The 21,041-nt window shown below is 63.5% G+C and carries 18 protein-coding genes; 5 read left to right on the top strand and 13 right to left on the bottom strand.

Features of this window, described 5'->3' with window-relative positions; all coding sequences use genetic code 11:
- Window positions 1–2: 2 nt before the first annotated feature.
- The 6 genes from AC07X5_RS19425 to AC07X5_RS19400 all read right to left on the bottom strand — a co-directional run bounded on the left by AC07X5_RS19425 (window position 3) and on the right by AC07X5_RS19400 (window position 5,940).
- On the bottom strand, window positions 3–722 hold the full coding sequence (locus AC07X5_RS19425; protein ID WP_409954740.1) for an ABC transporter ATP-binding protein: 720 nt from the start codon (window positions 720–722) through the stop codon (window positions 3–5).
- On the bottom strand, window positions 719–1,474 hold the full coding sequence (locus AC07X5_RS19420; protein WP_494771458.1) for an ABC transporter ATP-binding protein: 756 nt from the start codon (window positions 1,472–1,474) through the stop codon (window positions 719–721). Before AC07X5_RS19420 ends, AC07X5_RS19425 begins: the two co-directional genes overlap by 4 nt.
- A complete protein-coding gene (locus AC07X5_RS19415; protein WP_494771457.1) occupies window positions 1,471–2,784 on the bottom strand; it encodes a branched-chain amino acid ABC transporter permease in 1,314 nt (437 codons plus the stop codon). Before AC07X5_RS19415 ends, AC07X5_RS19420 begins: the two co-directional genes overlap by 4 nt.
- A gap of 4 nt (window positions 2,785–2,788) precedes the next feature.
- On the bottom strand, window positions 2,789–3,730 hold the full coding sequence (locus AC07X5_RS19410) for a branched-chain amino acid ABC transporter permease (RefSeq protein ID WP_494771456.1): 942 nt from the start codon (window positions 3,728–3,730) through the stop codon (window positions 2,789–2,791).
- 124 nt (window positions 3,731–3,854) lie between these two features.
- Window positions 3,855–5,105, bottom strand: coding sequence for a branched-chain amino acid ABC transporter substrate-binding protein (locus tag AC07X5_RS19405; protein WP_409954744.1), 1,251 nt, complete (start codon window positions 5,103–5,105; stop codon window positions 3,855–3,857).
- A gap of 43 nt (window positions 5,106–5,148) precedes the next feature.
- A complete protein-coding gene (locus AC07X5_RS19400) occupies window positions 5,149–5,940 on the bottom strand; it encodes an SDR family oxidoreductase (protein WP_494771455.1) in 792 nt (263 codons plus the stop codon).
- A 302-nt stretch (window positions 5,941–6,242) separates the two neighbouring features.
- Between AC07X5_RS19400 and AC07X5_RS19395 the strand changes: the two genes are divergently transcribed.
- Window positions 6,243–8,228, top strand: a complete 1,986-nt coding sequence (locus AC07X5_RS19395; RefSeq protein ID WP_494771454.1) for a helix-turn-helix domain-containing protein — start codon at window positions 6,243–6,245, stop codon at window positions 8,226–8,228.
- Between the two features lie 112 nt (window positions 8,229–8,340).
- Here the strand turns inward: AC07X5_RS19395 and AC07X5_RS19390 are convergent, their stop codons facing one another.
- The 7 genes from AC07X5_RS19390 to AC07X5_RS19360 all read right to left on the bottom strand — a co-directional run bounded on the left by AC07X5_RS19390 (window position 8,341) and on the right by AC07X5_RS19360 (window position 15,628).
- Window positions 8,341–9,339 (bottom strand): Bug family tripartite tricarboxylate transporter substrate binding protein, encoded by a 999-nt coding sequence (locus AC07X5_RS19390; protein ID WP_494771453.1) that lies wholly within the window; start codon window positions 9,337–9,339, stop codon window positions 8,341–8,343.
- 69 nt (window positions 9,340–9,408) lie between these two features.
- Entirely contained in the window at window positions 9,409–10,380 is a 972-nt protein-coding gene (locus AC07X5_RS19385) for an NAD-dependent epimerase/dehydratase family protein (protein ID WP_494771452.1), read from the bottom strand.
- Window positions 10,377–11,183, bottom strand: a complete 807-nt coding sequence (locus AC07X5_RS19380) for a hydroxypyruvate isomerase family protein (RefSeq protein ID WP_494771451.1) — start codon at window positions 11,181–11,183, stop codon at window positions 10,377–10,379. The genes AC07X5_RS19385 and AC07X5_RS19380 overlap by 4 nt, the downstream gene beginning before the upstream one ends.
- The gene (locus AC07X5_RS19375) at window positions 11,180–12,055 is read right to left on the bottom strand and encodes an NAD(P)-dependent oxidoreductase (protein WP_494771450.1); all 876 of its coding nucleotides are present in this window, start codon (window positions 12,053–12,055) and stop codon (window positions 11,180–11,182) included. The genes AC07X5_RS19380 and AC07X5_RS19375 overlap by 4 nt, the downstream gene beginning before the upstream one ends.
- Window positions 12,052–13,773, bottom strand: coding sequence for a dihydroxy-acid dehydratase (gene ilvD, locus AC07X5_RS19370; protein ID WP_494771500.1), 1,722 nt, complete (start codon window positions 13,771–13,773; stop codon window positions 12,052–12,054). Before ilvD ends, AC07X5_RS19375 begins: the two co-directional genes overlap by 4 nt.
- Before the next feature lie 37 nt (window positions 13,774–13,810).
- Window positions 13,811–14,476 (bottom strand): GntR family transcriptional regulator, encoded by a 666-nt coding sequence (locus AC07X5_RS19365; RefSeq protein ID WP_409959431.1) that lies wholly within the window; start codon window positions 14,474–14,476, stop codon window positions 13,811–13,813.
- Between the two features lie 186 nt (window positions 14,477–14,662).
- Window positions 14,663–15,628 carry a LysR family transcriptional regulator gene (locus AC07X5_RS19360; protein ID WP_494771449.1) on the bottom strand — a complete coding sequence of 322 codons (966 nt, stop codon included), beginning with the start codon at window positions 15,626–15,628 and terminating at the stop codon, window positions 14,663–14,665.
- A gap of 80 nt (window positions 15,629–15,708) precedes the next feature.
- Here AC07X5_RS19360 and AC07X5_RS19355 point away from each other — a divergent pair, with 80 nt between their 5' ends.
- Genes AC07X5_RS19355 through AC07X5_RS19340 form a run of 4 tightly spaced genes read left to right on the top strand, consistent with a single transcriptional unit; the run spans window position 15,709 to window position 21,036 of the window.
- On the top strand, window positions 15,709–16,947 hold the full coding sequence (locus AC07X5_RS19355; RefSeq protein ID WP_494771448.1) for a CaiB/BaiF CoA transferase family protein: 1,239 nt from the start codon (window positions 15,709–15,711) through the stop codon (window positions 16,945–16,947).
- Window positions 16,944–18,227, top strand: a complete 1,284-nt coding sequence (locus AC07X5_RS19350) for a DUF1254 domain-containing protein (RefSeq protein ID WP_494771447.1) — start codon at window positions 16,944–16,946, stop codon at window positions 18,225–18,227. Before AC07X5_RS19355 ends, AC07X5_RS19350 begins: the two co-directional genes overlap by 4 nt.
- A gap of 39 nt (window positions 18,228–18,266) precedes the next feature.
- Window positions 18,267–19,286 carry a Bug family tripartite tricarboxylate transporter substrate binding protein gene (locus tag AC07X5_RS19345; RefSeq protein ID WP_494771446.1) on the top strand — a complete coding sequence of 340 codons (1,020 nt, stop codon included), beginning with the start codon at window positions 18,267–18,269 and terminating at the stop codon, window positions 19,284–19,286.
- Window positions 19,287–19,293: 7 nt separating this feature from the next.
- Window positions 19,294–21,036: a carboxylesterase/lipase family protein gene (locus AC07X5_RS19340; protein ID WP_494771445.1), complete on the top strand. Its 1,743-nt coding sequence runs from the start codon at window positions 19,294–19,296 to the stop codon at window positions 21,034–21,036.
- Window positions 21,037–21,041 lie beyond the last annotated feature (5 nt).

The raw sequence follows: 21,041 nt of genomic DNA, 5'->3' as shown, positions 1-21,041 counted from the left end.
GATCAGACGGCAAGCCAGTCGGTCAGCAATTGCTCGTTGGATGACAGCTCTGCGGGCGTACCCTCGAAGACGATGCGGCCGTGCCCCATGACGCACACGCGTGTGGAGACTTTCAGGGCAATGGCGAGCTTTTGCTCGACCAACACCACGGAAACGCCGCGCTGGTGCATATCCCGGATGCACTCGCCCACTGCAGTGACGATCTTGGGTGCCAGGCCCTCGGTGGGTTCATCCACCAGCAGCACGAGTGGATTGCCCAGCAACGAACGGCAGATGGTCAGCATCTGCTGCTCGCCCCCGGAAAGGCTTGCAGCTTTCGTGTTCCGCCGCTCCTTCAGCCGAGGGAAGTAGTCGAACATCTGATCGACCGTCCATTGCACAGCGCCTGCCACCGCTGGCTGCTCGCCCATGTGCAGGTTCTCGTCCACGGTGAGGTTGCCGAAAACCTCGCGTTCTTCAGGCACGAATCCCAGACCAGCGCGGCAGATCGTGAATGGCCGCAGACCAGTGATTTCACGTCCCTGAAGCACCACATGCCCCGAGGTGGGTGGCACAAGTCCCATCAGCGCTTTCATGGTGGTGGAGCGGCCTGAGCCATTGCGCCCCAGCAAGCTCACCACTTCGTTGCGCCGCACTTCAAATGAGACGCCATGCAGGATGTGGCTCTTCCCGTAGTGCGCATGGAGCTGGTCTACGCTCAGCAGCGTGGGGGGCGCACTCATGCCAGCACCTCCTCACCGAGGTAGGCTTCCTTCACGGCAGCGTTGTCCCTGATCTCGTCGGGAGTTCCGGTTGCGATGACCTGGCCATAGACAAGCACGCTGATGCGGTCGCTGATTGAAAACACCACCTGCATATCGTGCTCCACGATGAAGAGCGTCCGGCCGCGCGTCACCTCCCGAATCAACTGCGCGGTGTAGTCGGTTTCCTCGTTGGACATGCCCGCCATCGGCTCGTCCAGAAGGATGACCTTGGGATCGGAAGCCAAGGTCATGGCGATTTCCAGCGACCGCTGTTCCGAATAGGACAGTTCTGCCGCCATCATTCGGGCACGGGACTGCAAGCGCACCTGCTCGAGCAAGCGCTCGGTCTGCTCGCGCACGCCCACAGCGTTGTCGATGAATTTCCAGAACGTGTACTGCAGTCCATGCGAGCGCATCACGGCCAGGCGCAGGTTTTCAAACACCGTCAACTTCGGAAAGATGTTGGTGATCTGGAATGAGCGGGACAGGCCCAGTCGGTTGATTTCCTGGGGTGGCTTGCCCTGGATCTGGGTGCCGTTGAACACGATTTCACCGGAAGACGGAGTGAGGTTGCCGGAAATCAGATGGAACAGCGTGGATTTGCCAGCGCCATTGGGGCCGATGAGTGCATGCCGCTCGTGAGGGAGCAGGTCAAGGTCCACGCCCCGGATGATCTCGGTCGGGCCGAAGGATTTCTTCAGGCCACGAAGGGAAAGTATGGAGTTCGTCATGCGGGCTCCTGCGCACTGGTTATGGAAGAGGAAGCGAGGGAGTCCGGCGACGCGGGGATCTCATCGTCCTGACGGTTCTCCTGCAGAGTTCGCAATTGCTTGCCGGCGAGGTAAGCAAGGGCACTGCCCGCGGCCAGTAGCGCAATCGGCACCAGCCAGGTGGTCAACGCAAACGGCGCCCAGTCCACTCCGAAGAGAGAGATGGGAGGCCAGGGGGCCGACGAATCAGGGCCAAGCAAAGCGCGGTAGTCACGTGAGAAAGCCCGCCGCAGCATCTCGACCACAAAGGCGGTGCCACCACCCAAGAGCAAGCTAGCGCCGGCGTAGAGAGCCAGTATCGGGGCGAGCCGCAACGGTCCGACCTTGCGCCAGAGCATTGCCGATCCACCCGCGAGCCCTGCCAGCCCTTGCGGCATGAACATCATCACCACCACGAACACGATGCCCTGGTAAAGCAGCCAGGACTGCGTCATATCGGAGACCGCGTAGCCGAAGAAGGTCATCAATGCCGCGCCCAGTGCTGGACCGAGGAACGAGCCCACACCGCCGATGTAGGCGTTGAGCACAGCCGCCGCCGAAAGGGTGCTCTCAAACAGCACGTAGTTGGCCGCTTCGTTGTTGATCACCTGCAAGCCGCCCGCGATGCCAGAGAACATGGCCGACACCGTGAACACCAGGACGCTGAGCCGGTGCACGTCGTAGCCCAGGAAGGCCAGCCTGTGTCGGTTCTCCCGCAGGCCAAGGGCCAAGCGTCCAACCGGGGTGCGGGTGTAGAGGTAAAGCAGTACCAAGGAAACCAGCACCCAGGCCAGGGTCAGGTAGTACACCTCGGTGGTAGAGCCAAACGCAATGCCCATCGATGGCATGCGCATGCTGGAGACACCGGCCTCGCCCCCGAAAACGGTCTTGATGTGCGGTGCGATGGAGTGCAAGAGTTCTGCAATGGCCAGGGTGATCATCGCGAAGTACGTCCCGGTGCGTTTGGTTGAGAACCAGCCAGCGACGATGCCTACCAGCAAACCACCCAGCGCACCTGCGAGAGGCAGCAGGGGTGTAGGAACAATCCCTGCTCCGCCAACCGCGTTCATGGCATGGACCGTGGCAAAGGCACCTGCACCGAAATACGCAGCGTGACCGAAGGAAAGCATGCCGGCCTGCCCGCACACCACGTTGTAGGCAGAGGCGAACAATGCGGCTATGAGCATCTGGATGGCCGCATTGAGCAGGCCTGCGGAAAGAAGGTAGGGCAGGCCTGCCAGGATGGCAGCGCCCAGGCACAGGGTGCCCAGAAGAAGATGTCGTGTGGTCATGGCGTCACGCCTTTTCACCGAGGAGACCCGAGGGGCGCACGAGCAGCACAAGCAGCATCAGCGCGAACGGAAGAGTGGCGGCAAGGCTGGAGAGCTTGAGCGTGAGCAACCCGCCCACTCCCTCGGCCCAGCTGCGTGCACCAAATACCGCCAGCAGGTCGGCAAGGCTGGTATCGACGGCCACCGCTAGCGAGGTGATGACGCCGATGAGGAGCGATGCCAGCATCGCTCCTTCGAGCGACCCCAGGCCACCCACGACCACCACCACGAAGACCATGACGCCCAGCTCCAGAGCCATGTTGGGGTTGGTGGTGTAGAAGGCGCCGGCCACCGCGCCTGCGAGGCCTGCCAGTGCTGCACCCGCGCCGAAAACGCCCATGAACACCAGCGGAACGTTGTGCCCTAGCGCTTCCGCCATGCGCGGTCGGTAGATGGCCGACCGCACGACGATGCCGACACGGGTGCGCGTGAGCAGCAGGTAGATCACCACGAACATGGCAACCGCAACTACTCCCATGAAGATTCGGTAGGCGGGATAGCTGGCCGTACCTATGGTGAATGCGGCGAAGTCCAGTCCGTGGGGAAGGCGGTAGTTGACCGGAAAATTGCCGAAAAACAGCTTGATCAACTCGGCAATGATGAAGGACAGGCCGAAGGTGAGCAGCAGTTCGTGGGCATGGCCGTGGTGGTGCACGCGGCGCAGGAAGAATTTCTCCACCACCACGCCCACCAGCCCCACGAGCACGGTGGCTGTCACCAGCGCCACGGCGAACCCGAGCACGTCCGAGAGCGCGTAGGCGAAGTAGGCACCCAGCATGTAGAACGATGCGTGCGCAAAATTGAGCACACCCATCATCCCGAAGATGAGCGTGAGGCCAGCAGAGACCATGAACAGCAGCAAGCCGTAGATGGTTCCGTTCAGCAGCGAAACGATGAGGGTGTCCATAGGCGTGTGAGGTTCGCGAGAGGGGGACAGGCGAGCGAGATCCCGCGGCAGGCCGCAAGGCCAGCTCCGGCATCTCGTGCGAAAGGAGGGAGAAGAACAGCGCCCCTGCAGGGGCGCTTGCCCATCAGGAGGGGCGTTGCATCTTGCAGCTGGCCTGGGCCGGCGTGGCTGCTTCCTGGGCAGAGAACAGCTTGACCGGCTTGAAGCCCATGTCGGTGTTGTCCACCTTGAACTTGGCGTCTTTCGAAACGGTGGACACGACGAGCGGCAGCAGGGCTTGGTGGTCCTCTGCGCGCATGCTGATTTCGCCGTTGGGTGTCGAAATCTTCGAGGTTTCCAGAGCCCGTGCGAACGCGTTCACGTTGAACTTGCCGCCCTCAGGTTTCACGCGGCTGAGGGCATCGCCCACCATCAGCAGGCCAAACACCGTCTGCGGGTCGGTCGCGACCGGCGCGCTACCCGTCTTGGTACGGTAGTCATTGACAAACTTCTCACCCTCGGTCGCGCCGGCTTCTGCGTTGAAGGTGTGTGCGATGAAGTGACCGATGGCAAGGTCGCCTGCGTTAGCGATGTTGCCTGGCTGGTCCAGGAAGATGGTGCCAAATCGCGTCTTCAGGCCGGCGGCGCGCGTGGCCTTCATGAGCAGCAGCAGGTCGTTGGACCAGTTGCCCGTGATGACCGTATCCGCCTTGGCTGCCCCGATCTTGGCCACGTACGGCGCAAAGTCCTGGATGCGGTTGACGTCGTGGAGCGTCTTCTCAACCACCTCGTAGCCGCCCAGCGCCGCATTGTCCACCGTGGCCTTCTCCATGTCCTGGCCCCAGGAGTAGTTCTGGTTGATGGCATAGACCCGGGTACCCAGGGTGCCTGAGGCTTTCATCGCCTGCACCAGCGCCTTGGTGCGCACCTGGGCGTTCCCGCTGAAGCGGAAGTGGTGGAAATGGCATTTCTCGCCAGTCAGCTCCAACGCTTCCGCACCCACGTTGATGTAGACGATCTCCTTGCCGGGGTTGCGCAGGTTGTGCTTGCGCACATCTTCCGTAAGCTGCCCGCCGACTGCAGACGATGCGCCCTGAACAATGAGGTGCACGCCGTCGGAGATGGCGGTTTTGAGCTTGTCGGCCGCGCCCGTGGGTCCGCCCTGGTTGTCATACTCGACCAACTGGATAGGCTGACCGTTCCAACCACCTTGGGCATTGATCCGGTCCACGGCGTAGCGGGCCGCCGTGCGGTACATCAGGCCGGAGGCGGCCTGTGGGCCCGAGAGCGTCTCGATCACGCCGATTTTGACGCTCTGCGCGGACGCTGCGCTGCTGGCCGCAATGCCTGCAACGGCGATGGCGGCAGTGCCGATGGTGTTGACGATCATCTTCATAGAGTCTCCTTTTGTTGCTGTGGGCGTACCGGCGGCGGGTGCCTTACAGGTACTCGAGATTCCCGTCCACGCTGATCGCCTGGCCGGTGATGTTGCGAGCCGCCGGCGAGCTCAGAAACAGTGCAGTGGCAGCGACGTCATCGGCTGTGACCATTCGGCGCAGCGAGATCTTGCGCAGGTACTGCTCGCGCATGGCTTCTGTATCGATGCCGGTGGCTGCCGCGCGGGCTGCGATCACGCCGTCCATCCGTTCTCCCTCGACCGTGCCAGGCAGGATCGCGTTGACACGTATGCCGACGGGGCCAAGCTCGATGGCCAATGACTTCATGAGTCCGATCACGCCCCATTTAGTGGATGCATAGGGCGTGCGGTAGGCATATCCCAGGCGCCCAGCGACCGAACTCATCGCGACGATGCAGGGACTGCTGGAAGAAGCGCGGAGCATTGGCACCGCGCGTTTTGCAAACAGGAACTGGCTGTTGAGGTTCACATCCACAGTGCGTTCCCACTGGCTCGCGCTGATGTCCTCGATGGAAGCCGTGGGTCCTGCAATGCCCGCGTTGTTGACCAGCACATCCAGCCCCCCGAGGTTCCCGGCCACGTCCTTGAATACGAGATCTACATCGCGTTCGACAGAGGCGTCGGCCACGCTGGCTGTGACGCCTGGCAACGCCTGGACCAGCCGGTCGATGGCCAGTCCGTCGATGTCGCAAACGTGTACGCGCGCACCTGCCTCACTGAACGCACGAGCAACTGCCGCGCCGATGCCATTGGCGCCCGCTGTGACCAAGACGCGCAGTCCCCGTTCGGGACTCAAGGAATTCATGATGCTCATAAGACAGAGGGCTGTTGCTTTTGCGATGGTTGCTGCCCGGCGCCTGGCTGGATTCGTGATTTCGAACGCCAGATTCGCAGTGGCTCGACCGGTGAGGGAACTGTCGTCGAATGCGAGGCGAACTTCTATGTGGATCGAACACACCTGAGCCGGGGTCCTGATGTGCGCGACCTACTCAGTGAAAACCCGATGTTTGGCCGAATGCGCAGTGCAAGGTCCTTGGGTAGGCCCCACACTTCAGTCCCACGAACCGCCCGGTGCACCAAGAAAATGTTCCGCCCCACCTGTTGGAGAACTTGCGCATGACCAATGCCATCGAGCCGGCCGAAACCGATGTGAGCGAGCGCATCGGCGAAGAATTGATCCAGCTGCTGCATCGCACCGCATCCTCCGAAGAGTTCGCTGCCTGCATGGCACGGGTGGAGGCGTTGCCCGACGACTTGTCCAGAAAGCCGGACCTTCTGGAGCTGGTTCGCATGGCGATGGCCATCCGTAACCGAATGGACGTGCAACAGCAGCGCGAGAGCGGGATGCTTGCGGTGATCGAGTCAGCGCGCGACCTTTCCGGCCGCCTGGACGTACCCGAGTTGCTGGCCACCGTAGTGTCACGGGCGCGGCGGTTGCTGGGATCGCAAGTGGCCTGGCTGTCGGCCTACGACGCAGGCTTGGACGCATTCCATGTGCTGACATCCGACGGCGCGCTGTCTCGGGGAACAGGAGAGATGCTGGCCGGACGCGGCCTGGGGATCGTGAGCGTCGTGGTCAAGAGCCGGTTGCCCTTCACCACCGCTGATTACCTGAACGATCCACGCTTTCCGCACGACCCGCAGCTTGACGTGACGTTCAGGGAAGAGGGCATTGCTGCAGTCGTTGGGGTTCCACTGCTGTGGGAGGATGAGGTGATCGGACTGCTCTTTGTGGCGGATCGCTACCACCGGACACACACCGCACACAACATCTCCATCCTCAGCACTTTGGCCACGCATGCCGCGGTGGCCATCAAGAATGCCATGGCGTTCGAGCAGACCCATGCCGCACTGCGCAGCGCAGAGATCGCCCATGCGCAACTGGAGCAGCATGCGCAAAGCGTCCAGGCCGCAGCTGAAGCCCACGACCAGATGACTACGCTGCTGGCCAAGGGGGCCACACTGGCCACCATTTGCCAGTCGGTGGCGCAGATCATGGAGGGCGACGTACTGGTACTCGACGAGGTTGGGCAGCCCATCGGACGGGGCGTGGCCGAAACCTACCAGGGCCATGGTGCGGACGCCTACCGTCCGCATGGAGAGCACAGCGATGCCTTGTCACGTGCACTGGGAGAGAGCCGACGCATCGGCCGCTCCGTGCTGGCCTACGAAGCACTGGGCGAGAACTGCCGGCTCATCACCGTTATCGGGGGAAGCGATGTGCTCGGCACAATGCTGCTGTTTCGGCAGGCCGCGCTGGATGACGTCGCTGTCCGCACCTATGAACGGTGTGCAAGCATAGTGGGCATCGTGTTGCTGTCTCGCGAGCGCGCTGAGGCCTCGCAAAGCCGCGATCTGTCCAGCCTGCTTCGTGGCTTGCTGTCCCCACGTCAGGACGACCTGCACTTGCTGAGCGACCGGGCAGGTCGATTCGGCGTGGATCTTTCGCGCCCCACCACACTGCTGCTTTTGCAGACGCGCGCCTCGGAGACCGGCTACCTGGCGCGGTGGTTGCGTTCCGCCCAGCTACTGCCGAGAGCGCTTTTTGACGAGCTTGATGGGGTGTTGACCATCCTGAGTGAGACTGTCCGAGCCGATGAAGTCCGGCGCACGATTGACAGCGCAGTTCGGCAGCATTTTGGTCCCGAGTTCCTGGGCGTAGTTTCGCGTCCCATCCCACAGCCGTCGGAGATCCCTTCGCTCCATGCTTCGCTGCGCCGCTCTCTCCCAGTCATGGCCCGTGTGGGCATGCGTGGAGCGATCATCGGCCAAAATGAGTTGGCGCTGTACTCAACCTTGTTCGAAACGCATGACCAGGCAAGCTTGCATGCCTATCTCAAGAGCACCATTGGCTCACTCATCGAATACGACAGAAAGCGTGGCTCCGAGCTGGTCGCCACCCTGCTGGCCTATTTCGACTGCAACCAGAACGCCAAGGCCGCTGCCGAGCGGCTGGGCATTCATGTGAACACCATGCGGCAAAGGCTCGCAACGGCGGAGGGACTGGCGGGGCATTGGGGCAACGCCATGCGAGCGCTGGAGCTCCATGTTTCGGTGAGGCTGTGGGCCCTCAGCGATCACTCTGAGGTTGACCTGCGCTAGCTGCAGCGGACCGAGAAGGTGGGTTGGGCCACCCGGCATGGCTGTGCTTTGCGCCTAGCCTGGCAGCGATTTCGGCAGATTTCCTTCTTCAACGAACTTCCAACTCAGGACACTAGTCCGCCGTGAATCCCACAGCCTTGACGATGGGCCCCCAGCGCTCCGTGTCGCGGCGCTGCATGTCCAGCAGTTCTGCCTGACTGGAGGACTTGGCCTCCAGGCCCATCGCAGAAAGGCCGTCGATGACTTCCGGCTTGGCCAACGCGGTACGCAGTGCTGCATTCGCCCGCTGCACGATGTCCGAGGGCGTGCCGGCGGGCATGTAGAACGCGAACCACTCGTCGGTGACCACGTCCTTCAGTCCTTGCTCGGCGAAGGTCGGAGTCTGTGGCGCAAAACGGCTGCGCTTTGCACCAGACACTCCCAAAAGGCGCACCCGTCCACCTGCGAGATGCGGCAGAAAGTCGCCGATAGGGCCGCTGACAGAAGCGATCTGTCCGCCCGTGAGATCCAGGATCGCGGGCTGCGTGCCTCGGTACGGCAGGTGCCGCATGGAGACCTGGCCGGCGCGGGCCAGCATCTCGGCAGTGAAATGCGGCGTTGATCCCGCTGCGGGCGATCCGAAATTCGCGTTCGTCGGGTTCGCTTTGACCCAGGCAAGGAACTCTGGCACGTTGGTGATGCTGGCTGGAACGGCAGGCCCAACCGCCAGCGCGAATTCGAAAGTGCAGGCCATGGAGACCGGCACCAGGTCCTTGAAGGGATCGTACTGAAGCTTCTTGTAGATGTGGGGGTAGATCGTGAGCATAGAGGCAGGCGTCTGCAGCATCACCGTGCCGTCCGCAGGGGATGCCTTGACACTCGTGATGGCGATCTGGCCACCTGCGCCCGTCCGGTTCTCCACCAAGGCGCTTCGTGCATAGAGGCCCCGCAGCCCGTCGGCCACGCGGCGACAGACCGTGTCCGACGTACCGCCGGCAGCAAAGCCGGTGATGATCTTGAGAATCTCGACAGAGGCTTGGGTTTGCGCCTGGGCCAGGCCGGCCCCCATCAAGCTGGGAATGGACAGCGCGGCGGCGCTGTGCTGCAGGAAATCGCGGCGGTTGGTCTGCATAGCTGAAGTCTCCATTTTTGTGCGCCAGGCGCGGGGTAACGCGGGCAGCGGGAGCCGCCCGCAGATGCATCAAGACCGGGTACCAATGGATGCAGCCGCACGCCGCACCAGGCGCGCCACGGTTCCATCGTGTCGGAATCCGGCGGCGTCCGCGCGTGCGGTATGCAGGGGCGGCAGCCGGCCAAACTGCGCTTCAAGCGCTGAATCCGGCGCATACGTCACAAGCGCTGCGCACCCCGGATCCAGATCATCGAGGGCGCTGACCAGATCGCGGATACTGAGCCGAAGGGCCGGTAGGTTCCAGGTCGTGTGGCCGCACAGGCTTTCAGGCGCGCATTGCGCCGCGTGGATGAGGTTGTCGATGCATGCCTCCAGCGACAGCAACCACAAGGTGGCGTCGGGAGAGACTGGGCAGCAGTAGCGCTGTCGCTGTACCAGCGCGCGCATGAGTTCGCTGGAAAAGGCGGACAGGGCTCCCGTGGGTGTGGGTGGTCTGGCAACGATTCCCGGCAGTCTGAGCGAGCGGCCTTGCACGAACCCTCTCCTCGTAGCATCGGCCAGGAGTATCTCGGCCATCTGCTTTTGCGCCCCGTAGCTCAGGCTTGGGGAAAGTGGCGTATCGTCGTCGATGCGCTCAGGCAAGGGCGCACCAAAAACCGCAATCGAGCTGGCAAACACCACCACCGGCCCATTGCCGTTGCGACGCAGTGCGTTGAGCAGCGAAACGGTCGCCAGCAGGTTCACGTCAATGCCCAGGCCGTAATCTTTTTCCGACTGACCGCTTGGTACGCTCGCCAGGTGGAAAACGATGTCGGGATCATTCAGCGCTATCGCGTCGATGACCGCAGCATCCGCAATGCTGCCTTCCATGGTCCGCAATTGGGGCATGCGCTCGCTCAGCGTTCTCGCTTCGGGAAGCTGCAAATCGCACAAGGTCAGCGCGGTGATCGGCTGCCCCCGCAACCGGCCAGACGGGTCAGCCAGGCGGCGCGCCAGTGAGCGGCCGATGTAGCCGTCCGCACCTGTGATAAGAACTTTCATGCAACTGTTCCCATTGCTTGTGGCAGCAAGAGCGCCCGCAAATCTTGAAGGCACTCGATGCCGCTCGACGCACTTGCTGGCGATTCGAATTCAAGGCCCAGCCACCCGCCGCAGGGCAGGGTGCTCAATGCGCGCAGGGTCTGCACGGTTTCGGGCCTGCTCAAATCGGGTGCTGTTCGATGGGGGGCCTCTGCAATCTGCACATGTGCAATCCAGGCGGCGCAGGCCAGCAGGCTCTCCAGGACGTCCAGATTCTCTCGGGCCGCATGGAACCTATCGAACTGCAGTCTCAGATTCGGCAAATTCAAGTGCTCGAGCACTTGAATCACCTGTGCCGGCCGGTGGTATGCGTAGCCAGGCATGTCCAGGCGGTTCAGGGGCTCCAGCAGCAAGACAACCCCCGCCCTGCGTGCCTGCCATTCGGCCCAACCGAGGTTCTCCTGCAAAGTCGCCAGGACCGACTGCTCGCACCGACCTTCAGTCCACGGTCGGCCCGCCATCACGTGAACCCGGGCACAGGCCGTGTAGTGCGCCATCTCCAGCGCTTGTTCGATCCCGGCCCGGAAGTACTCCTGCTGCCCGTTCACTGCGGCAAACCCGGGCTCACCGCCAGGCCCCTGAGGCGTGTTGATCAGCACAAGCGGCAAACCCGCTGCGCGCAGCCGCTGGGCCAGCACGGAAGGAGGCAAGTCATAAGGAAAGGGACATTCGATTCCGTCCAGTCCGTCTCGCGCAGCGCAGTCGATGCGATCCATGAGGGGCACGTCTGCGTAGAGAAAGCCGATATTTGCCGCGAGCTTCATGCCGGTCTCGCTACGCGATGGATTTGCGACAGATCCTGGTCTGCCAAGCCCTGCCGGCGCGCGTTGTCAAAGCGCTGGCGCACGGCAGCGAGCACCGGAACATAGGCATGGACAGTATTGGCCGCTCCCGCGATGTTGTCCACGTCCTTGAGCATGGTGGCAACAGAACCGATGCTTTTGTCTGGCGGTGCCAGCATGCGCGGCACAAAAGTCTGCAGGAGCACGGAGTCTGCCCATCCTCCGGCAAGAGCCTGCGGCAATTTTTCAGCATCGATTCCAGCACGCTGCGCCAGATGGACCGCTTCGGCGATGGCGCACAGCGCAGTGGCCACAATCGTCTGGTTGCACAATTTGGCCCACTGGCCCGCACCGGACCCTCCCATGTGCGTGACGTGGCGGGAGTAAGCCTGCATGTACGGCATCGCACTGGCCATGGCCTCGGGATCTCCGCCCAGCATGACGGCGAGTGTGCCGCTGTCTGCGCCGCGCACGCCGCCGGAGACCGGGGCATCCAGCCAATCGATGTCTGCGACGCTTTTCACCTGGCTGGCAATGCGCGAGGTAGCTTCAGGAGAGATGCTTGAATGGTCCAGCACCACCCGTACAGCCCCGCTTTTCAGCAAACCATGAGGGCCCAGAACCACGTCCGAAACCGCAGCCTCGTCGGTCAGGCACAGGATGACAAGCTCGCAATGCTTCGCCATGTCTGCGGGGCTCTCGACTGCCACGGCGCCCAACTGCACCAGGGCCTGGGCCTTTTCTGTGGAGCGGTTCCAAACGTGCACGCAGTGCCCGGCTCTCAAAAGCCTTGACACCATGGCCGCACCCATCAGCCCAAGGCCGCAGAAACCCACGGTGGATTGTGAAGTCATGCTTCTTCGCCTTCGTAGGGCCAGGCCATGGCCCCGGAGTGCGTGACCGCGCCCAAACGCGCTGGCCGCACCACCAGCGCGTACTTCTCCAGCACCCCGCCCAGCCGCTGGGCCTGTGGTGGTTTCCACTGTTGTCTGCGTGCAGCCAACTCCTCGTCGGTAACCCGCATCTCCAGGGTGCCGGTCGTGGCATCTATGTGGATCAGGTCACCGTTACGGACCAGGGCAATGGGCCCGCCCACTGCGGCTTCCGGGCCTGCATAGCCGATGCACATGCCTCGGGTTGCGCCGGAAAAGCGCCCATCGGTCAGCAGCGCCACGGCCTCTCCCATGCCCTGCCCATACAAGGCGGCCGTGACACTCAGCATTTCTCGCATGCCGGGGCCTCCGCGAGGCCCTTCATTGCGAATCACCAGCACGTCGCCTTCCTGATATTGGCGGCCAGACACCGCCTTCATGCAGTCTTCTTCGCTTTCGAAGACCCTCGCCGGTCCCGTGAACGTCAAGGCGCGCAAGCCTGCCACCTTCAGCAGGGCTCCTTCGGGGCTGAGGTTTCCCCGCAACACGGTGACGCCTCCGGTGGGCTGCAAGGCTTGTTCGGCAGACCGCACGATGGTGCCGTCTGCGTCTGGAGCTTCGGCCAGCGCCTCTTGCAAGGTACGGCCGTCCAAGGTCGGCACGTCCCCATGCAGGTGCCCTGACTTCAACAGGCTCTTGAGCACAGCGGGCACTCCGCCCACCTCGTGCAGGTCACGCGCGAGGTAGGTTCCGCCTGGCTGCAGATCGGCGATCAGAGGGGTGCGTTGAAACACGGACGCCACATCCTCCAGCGTGAATTCGATCCCCGCCTCGTGCGCAATGGCGGGAATGTGCAGTGCAGCATTTGTGGACCCGCCCGTCGCTGCCACCGCGGCGCAGGCATTCTCCAGGCTCTTGCGGGTGATCAGGTCGCGTGGCAGCGGCCAGCCGCGCTGCAATGTGTGCATCACCGTCTCGCCAGCCCGCTCCGCAATCGCCAGCCGCTCGCTGTAGACCGCCGGAATCATGGCCGTGCCCAGCGGCGACAGGCCCAGAGTCTCTGCGACCATGGCCATGGTATTGGCCGTGAACTGGCCCGGGCAGGAGCCGACGGTGGGAGTGCAATGGCGCTCGATCTCGGCCAGCCCTTCTGGCGAAAGGCTGCCGGTCTGCACCGCCCCGACGGCTTCGATGGCCGTGAGGATGGTGGCCTGCTGGCCTCGCACCCTGCCGGGCAAGGTGGCTCCGCCGTACAGAAACACGGCAGGAACGTTGAGGCGCGCGACAGCCATCATCATCCCCGGCAAGGTCTTGTCGCATCCTGCGACAGCCACCAGGCCATCGTAGGCATGGGCCCTCACCGCCACCTCCACGCTGTCGGCAATGACCTCCCTCGATACCAGGCTCATCCGCATGCCGGCATGGTTCATGGAGGTACCGTCGGACACCGAGATTGTCGAAAAGGAAACCGGCACACCGCCGCCTCGTGCCACGCCCAGGCGCGCGCGATCCGCTTGCGGGCCGAGGGACATGGAACACGGCGTGTTTTCGCCCTGGGTGCTGACGATGCCGATGATCGACCGTGTGAATGCGGCGTCATCGAAACCGGTGGCACGCAGGAATGCCCGGTGGGGAGCACGCGCAACACCGTCGGTCACGGCGCTTGAACGGTGTTTGTGCAGGGATGGACGCGAGGTCATGGTCAAGGTGGGGTGGGGAAAGTCGGGGAGGAACGGGTCATGCGGCCCGCGAAAGGGCTTGAGGCACCTCGCTCAAGCGGTCGAATGCCCAGGCGATGTCCTGGCACATTGCAAGGCGGGCGGCGACCCCGTCCCTGCGTTCCATGGCTTTCAGGATCTTTTCATGCAGGTCCGGCCTAGGAGCCGTGTGCATGAGATTGCGCGCCGCACGCAGGTACGGGCCGGACTGCAGCCACAGACTCTCCGCCATGGACAGCATGGTGGGCGAGTTCGCCGCCTGGTAGATGGTGAAATGAAAGGTCTGGTTGTTGGTCAAGCCCTCGTCCAGCTTTTCTGGTTCTTCGAGTGCATTCGCGATCTTGTCCACCAGCAAGCGCAGGTGGTCCATCTGGGCCCGCTCAAGCCTTGGCGTTGCCCATTCGATGAGGGCACCCTCCACCAGCAGCCGGCTGCGCCGTATGTCTTCCAGCCGTTCGATGCTGAGCAGCGGAACCTGCATGTTCCGGCTCTTGTTGCGTTCCACGGCACGCTGCTCCGCCAGGCGCTGCAGGGCAGAACGTACGGGCATGGTGCTCGTATGCATCGTTTGCGCCAGCTCCTCGATCCCCAGCACCTGGCCCGCCGCGAATTCCCCGCGCATGAGACGGTCTCGCAGCATTCGGTAAACCGCTTCGTTGATGGAAACCGGGGTTTTGGGGTGCATGGATTGCCTGCAATCATTGATGTTTGATCAAAGATACGAATACAGGCTACCACTGGCGTGCCGCTTTGTTACATAAGGAAATACCCTTGCGAGTCTTTGCCAGTAGCCCAAAGCGTCAACTGTCAGCTTCTGGATTCCACGGACACATCGATAAATGCAACGCAATCATCTGTACTTTTCCATTGGCTAGCCTGATGGCTTCTGTACCCTGACACGCGTGCTCACCAAACGGATGGCATCTGCGAACGCCTGCACGATCGGGGGAGGCCCTTCTGCCGCTCGCCGCGTGTAAAGACCTAGTGATGGAAGCGGCACAGGCGGTGTGATGGGCAGACGAACGATGCCCCCGCGCGCCAGTTCGTCTCGCGCCTGTTCAAAACGCACCGCCCCGAGCACGTTCCCATCAAGGCGCAAAACGCTGCCGAGGGTGACTGACGAAAGCACTTCAATGGCGGGCTCTGGCGGCTCCAGGCCGGCGTTGAGAAACGCGGTCATCAATGCCTGTCGAACCAGCGTGTCCTTTGGGGGAGCGACCCACGGCTGAACGTGAACATCGCCCCAGGTCAATCGGCGCTTGCGCGAAAGAGAGTGCCCTTTCGCACACAGCACGCACAACTCGTCATCCACCAGCAACTCCGGCTTCAGCAGCGAGAGTTGTGCGCTTGTCAGCAGCTCGGGTGTGACGGCGCCGAAAACGCAGTCGAGTTCGCCGTTCAAGAGCCGCTGGATCAGCTCGCGAACCCTGCCTTCTTGAACTTGTACTTTGGCGAGCGGCAATCGCCTGCGTAGCTCGATGACCGCTTGAGGCACGGTGGCGGTCACGGAGAGGGTGCCCAATCGCAGCAGACCTTCTGCGCCGTCTCGCATCGCATCCACTTCATCCTTGCTGCGCGAAAGCTCGCCCAGGATGACCCGGGCGCGATAGATCGCCGCGTTCCCCGCCGCGTTGGCCACAAGTCCATGCGCTGTGCGCTCGAACAGGCGGGCATCGAAGCCCGCTTCGATTTCACCCAGCATCTTGCTCAGAGCTGGCTGGCTCAAGCTCAGTTGCGTTGCGGCAGCGCGCATTGAGCCCGCATCGGCAAGGGCCACCAGCAGCTGCAGATGCCGCATGCGCAGACGCCGCACCAGGTAGTCGGATTGGAAAGACATGGAGCGTCTCCGCGAATGGCCGCCAATGGGTAGTGATCACTGAAAGTGATCGCGTAATCAGGATTATGGATTTTTCAGGAATGTTGACCGCGACTATCGTTGCGGCCATGACTCATTCCCGAGAAAAAATTCCAACGTCTCGCGCAGCGCCCCTGTCCGGTGTTTCCGTCATTGATCTGGGCCAATACATTGCAGGCCCCGGCGCCGCGATGGCGCTGGCGGATTTGGGGGCCACGGTGATCAAGGTCGAGCCGATCACAGGCGATCAGGCACGCCATGTGGGGCGATATGGCGAGGCCATGGTGAGGGCTTACAACCGGGGCAAGCGCTCCATCGCCTTGGACCTCAAGAGCGAGTCGGGCCGGGAGGTTGCCTGGCGGCTCATTGCCCAATGCGACGTGGTGGTGCAAAACCTGCGCCCGGGCGCAGTCGAGAAGCTCGGCCTGGGCCCTTCGCAGGTGCGTGCTCGCCATCCTCGGGTCATCTACCTGTCGATCACGGGTTTTGGCAGCGAGGGGCCGTCGCGCGAACGCCCCGGCTACGACATTGCAGCGCAGGCGGAGAGCGGCCTCATGTCCGTCACGGGTGAGGCCGGTCGCCCGCCGCAGAAGGTGGGGGTGCCGATCATCGATGCTGCGGCAGCGGACCTGGGGGCCCAGGCCGTCCTGGCAGCCCTCTACGGACGCGAACGCAGCGGCGTAGGCGAGACGCTGGAGGTATCGCTGCTGGAGACAGCCCTCCACCTTCAGGCGGCCACCTGGTGCGAGTACCTGGGTGGCGGGCCAGAGCCCACACGGATCGGACATGGGCAGCCCAACAACGCGCCCGCAGCCGATGTCGTGGCCACGCGAGATGGCAACATCGTGCTGTCCGCCTACGTTGAGGATCATTGGAAGCGCCTTTGCCGGGCCCTGGGTCGGGAAGAACTGGTGCACGACCCGCGCTTCTCCACCAACGACCATCGCGTTGCCCACCGTGCCGAACTGCGCCAGGTGCTGGGTGAATGCCTCTCTGCCTACACCAGCGACGCGGCCGTCGAGATGCTCAGCCAGCACCAGATTGTTGCCGGAGCAGTGCGCCCTTACCGCGATGTACTGACCAACGCGGACGTGATCGCCACCGGGATCTTCGTGGACGCCGCGTCGAGCGACGGCGGGCGATATCGGGCCCTGGGACTTCCGTACCGCATGGGCACTGGCCGCAGACCCGCTCCCACCGCGGCGCCAGAATGCGGGGCGGACAGCGCCGACCTGCTCGCCGAGTTAGGTTACTCGGCGCACGACATTGCCACGTTCCGTGAATCCGGGGTGGTGGCATGAACATGGCCCCTGCCTTCCCCACTACCGACACGCCATCGCATGGCAACGCACGTGCTGCGGTGCAGCAGACTCTGCCGCTGTTCGAGATGATGCGCATGCGCGCTGCCACCACGGCGCGGCGCCATCCCGTTCTGGGTTTCGCGAGCGACGACCGGGCCTCGCACATGCGCTGGGTCAACCATTTCACCCACACCCATCGCCGAATCGGGCCAGAAGACCGTGAAGTGGTCAGTCCCAACAATGACACGGTCTTCAGCAATGCGTGGCTGGATCTGTCCCGAGGGCCCGTGCTCATCGACACCCCAGACATGGGTGAGCGTTACTGGACTTTGGGATTGCTCGACGCATGGACCAACCCGTTTGCCTACGTTGGGCGCCGTACCACCGGAAACCGGCGTCAGCGCACGCTGGTTCATGGGCCCGCGTGGCAGGGCCCGGTGCCCGATGGCGTGGACAACGTGATCGCCGCGCCGGGCGAGGATGTCTGGGTGATCGGACGCCTCCTTGTGGACGATCGTCTGGGTGACCTGGAGCAGGCTGCCGCGCTGCAACGCGGCATCTCCACGCACCGGCTGGACGGCGGGGAGGCGGCCTTTCGGGTGGACACGCGTTTCGATGGCCGCGCGGGGCATGCGCCGGATGCCGCGCTCTACCGTGCCATGGTCGACGAGGCCCTGGCCCGCAACCCGGTGCCGACAGGGGAGAGCCTGTGTTGGCCAGTGGATTACGGAGCTCTTGCGCACGCATTGCCGCTGGTGTACGAGGAGCTTCGCCAGAAGGCCCAGCCACACGCACTGGGGCAGGGCTGGGCGCTGCCCGTCGCGGTGCGCACGCACTGGGGCGCAGACATAGCGATGCGAGCGCGAGTCGCGCGCAACTTCATTGGTGCACTGGGCATCGAGGAGGCCATGTACCCCACGGCCGAGGTGGACGCCGACGGCGCGCTACTCAACGGGTCGCACGCCTATGAGCTGCACTTCGAGCCAGGCGCTGTGCCGGAGGTGGACGCCTTCTGGTCGCTCACGCTGTACCGGCGAAGCGACTGCCTGCTGGTGGCCAACCCGGCGCACCGTTACTCGGTCGGCGATCGCCTGCCTGGTCTGCTGAGGGGGGCGGACGGAGGCCTTTCCATCCGGGTTCAGGCCAAGGACCCGGGCCCGGCGCACAACTGGCTGCCCGCCCCACCCGGAGACGAGTTCTTCCTTGTTCTCCGTCTCTATCAGCCCAGGCGTCGGCATCTCGAGTTCCGGTTTCCCTACCCGCCCTTGCGCCGTCTGTAGCACGGCCGCCCTTCGACACAATCACAACAGGAGACAGACATGACCTTGCACCATCGGGCGTTGAACACCCTTGCATCAACGCGGCTCCAGCGCCGCACCGTGCTCGCCACGATGGCCGCCGGCTTGGCGTCGGGCACCGGCCTGCTGGCGCATGCACAGGCGGACTGGCCCACGCGGCCGGTCAAGTTGATCTCGCCTTACGCGGCGGGTGGGGCCAGTGACCTCTCGGCCCGTGTGCTGGGCGAGTACCTTGCCAAGGTCTTGGGACAGCAGTTCGTCGTCGAGAACAAGCCCGGGGCGGGCACTCGGCTCGGGACCGAGTTCGTGGCGCGCGCGCCCGCCGATGGCTATACCGTGCTCTACGTGGCGGCGCCCTATGCAACGGCCGAAGCGCTTTACGGAAAGGGCCTGAGCTACCAGCGCGAGCAGTTGCGCCCCATCGCGATGGCCATGCACGCGCCCTTGTTCCTGATCGTCAATGCGCAGACTCAAATCAAAAGCGTGCGCGATCTGGTCGCGTTTTCCAAAACCCGCCCTGGGGGCATCAACATCGGCACGCCTGGCGCAGGATCGCAGCCCCACTTGGCTGGCGAACTGCTGTTGCGTGAAGCCGGCATGGAGGGCATCAACGTCCACATGAAAGGCGATTCCGTCGCCTACTCCGAGTTATTGGGGGGGCGCCTCGATGCCACCCTGACGGCGATCAGTTCGGCGTTGCCCCATATCTCGGCCGGCAAGCTGCGGGTGCTGGGCGTGGCCTCCGAAAAACGCAGTGCGCTATATCCAGCCGCACCTACGATTCGCGAACAGGGCTTTCCTGGGGTGGTCGCGTCCGGTTGGTACGGCTTTATGGTGCCCTCCGCCACGCCCAAAGAGGTCGTGGCGAAGCTGCAAGCCGCCATCTTGCGGGCACTGGACGACTCCACCATCAAACAGAAGCTGCTCGACATGGGTCTGGAGGCCAGCGGCGCGCCCGGAGCCAAGTTTGCGACATACATCGACGACCAGACACGCAAGTGGACCAATGTGATCCGCGATGCCAACATCAAGATCGACTGAGCGCACGATGAAATCCTCCTCGACTTGCTGGGCTTTCGCCATCGGCGCACTGGTGATGCTCAACGCCTGCACCCACAAGCCCGCCGTGAACACGGGCCTACAGCGACCCACGGCATTTGGTCCGGTGGTCGGCGCCGAAGACGCATCGGTTGGCGGCGTCTACAGCTGGAAAGGCATCCCCTATGCGGCCGCGCCAGTGGGGCAGCGCCGCTGGAGAGCGCCTGAGGATCCGCCCGCATGGACGCAGCCACGTGCGGCGACCTCGTTTGCGGCCGCATGCGTGCAGACCGGCCGGCTGTATGGGCCGGGCCTGAACAATCGATACGACGCCACCATCGGCAGCGCGCTGGGACAGACATTGGGCTCGGAGGACTGCCTCTACCTCAACATCTGGGCGCCCACCGCTTCCGCCACGACTCCGAGGCCCGTCATCGTCTGGGTCCACGGCGGCAGCAATATCACCGGTTACACCGCGGACCCGGTGTACGACGGCGCCACGCTGGCAAACGCGACCGGCTCGGTCGTGGTATCGGTCGCCTACCGGCTTGGCGTGTTCGGTTTTCTGGAGCTTGCACCCTTGAAGACGGGTGACGCTGCGACCGACTCGGGCAACTTCGCGCTGCTCGACATCGTGAAGTCGCTGGAATTTGTCCAGCGCAATATCGGCGCCTTTGGCGGCGACCCTGGCCGGGTCACGTTGATGGGTGAGTCCGCGGGGGCGGTCAACGTGTATGCGCTGCTTACCTCGCCCATGGTGGTCTCCAGGCCTTCGCCCCTGTTTCACCGGTTGGTGGCGCTCAGCGGCGGTATTTCATCGGCCGCCACGCTTCCACCGGGCTCCTTCGCGACCATCCTGCCCCGCAGCGTATGGGCGACGCGAGGCAATGCCTTGCTGACTCATTCCCTCGTGGCCGACGGTGCCGTCGCTGATCGGCCTGCAGCAGAGGCACACATTGCTTCGCGCACGCCCCAGCAGCTGGCCGCCTACCTGCGCGGGCTATCACCCGACGCCATCTTGACCACCGTGCTCAGGCGGCTTGCACCGCTGGGACTGTCGGCTGCCAACCCGATCCCCGACGGATACGTCGTGCCTGCGGATCCCATCGCTGCAATCCGCGCTGGCCGTTACGTCAAGGTGCCGGTGTTGGCGGGGAATACGCGCGACGAAAGCAAACTTTTTCCCGCTCTACTGGCAACCCGACCGGCCTTTGGCGGCACCAGCGGCCGCCTGCTCGATGACGCCGCGGTGTTCAAGCTGGTCCATGGCTACCAGCCCGACGCCCCACCCGCCAGCCGCATCGAGGACTGGGTGCCTGCGCAATACCTGCCGGTGGACGCACCGACGACAGGGCTGAACGCGCGCATAGCGGAGCTGGACCGCCACTGGTTCTTTGCATTTCGGGATGACGTGCTCAATGCGCTCAAGTCTCGCCAACCCGATGTTTGGCACTACCGTTTTGACTGGGATGAACTGCCGCCACCTTTTGACAAAGTCTATGGCGCGGCACACAGCTTTGACCTGCCGTTCATCTTCGGCAATTTCGGGCCCTCGCTCTATTCGAACATCTCGTTCAATCGGGCGAACAAGGCTGGCCGGCTCGACTTGTCAGCAAAGATGATCCAAGGCATCGGCAGCTTTGCACACGACGGAGACCCCAACAGCACAAGTCTGGGCTCTGCCTGGCCTGCGTGGCCCCGTTCGCTGGTTTTTGATTCGAGCCTCGAAGCGGCCCGGCTGGCGGTGGAATGAACCTG

It is taken from the genome of Acidovorax sp. GW458-11-26-14-TSB4 (assembly GCF_059423865.1).
Note: the sequence above shows the minus strand (reverse complement) of the source record. Positions and strands in the feature narration are given on the sequence as shown.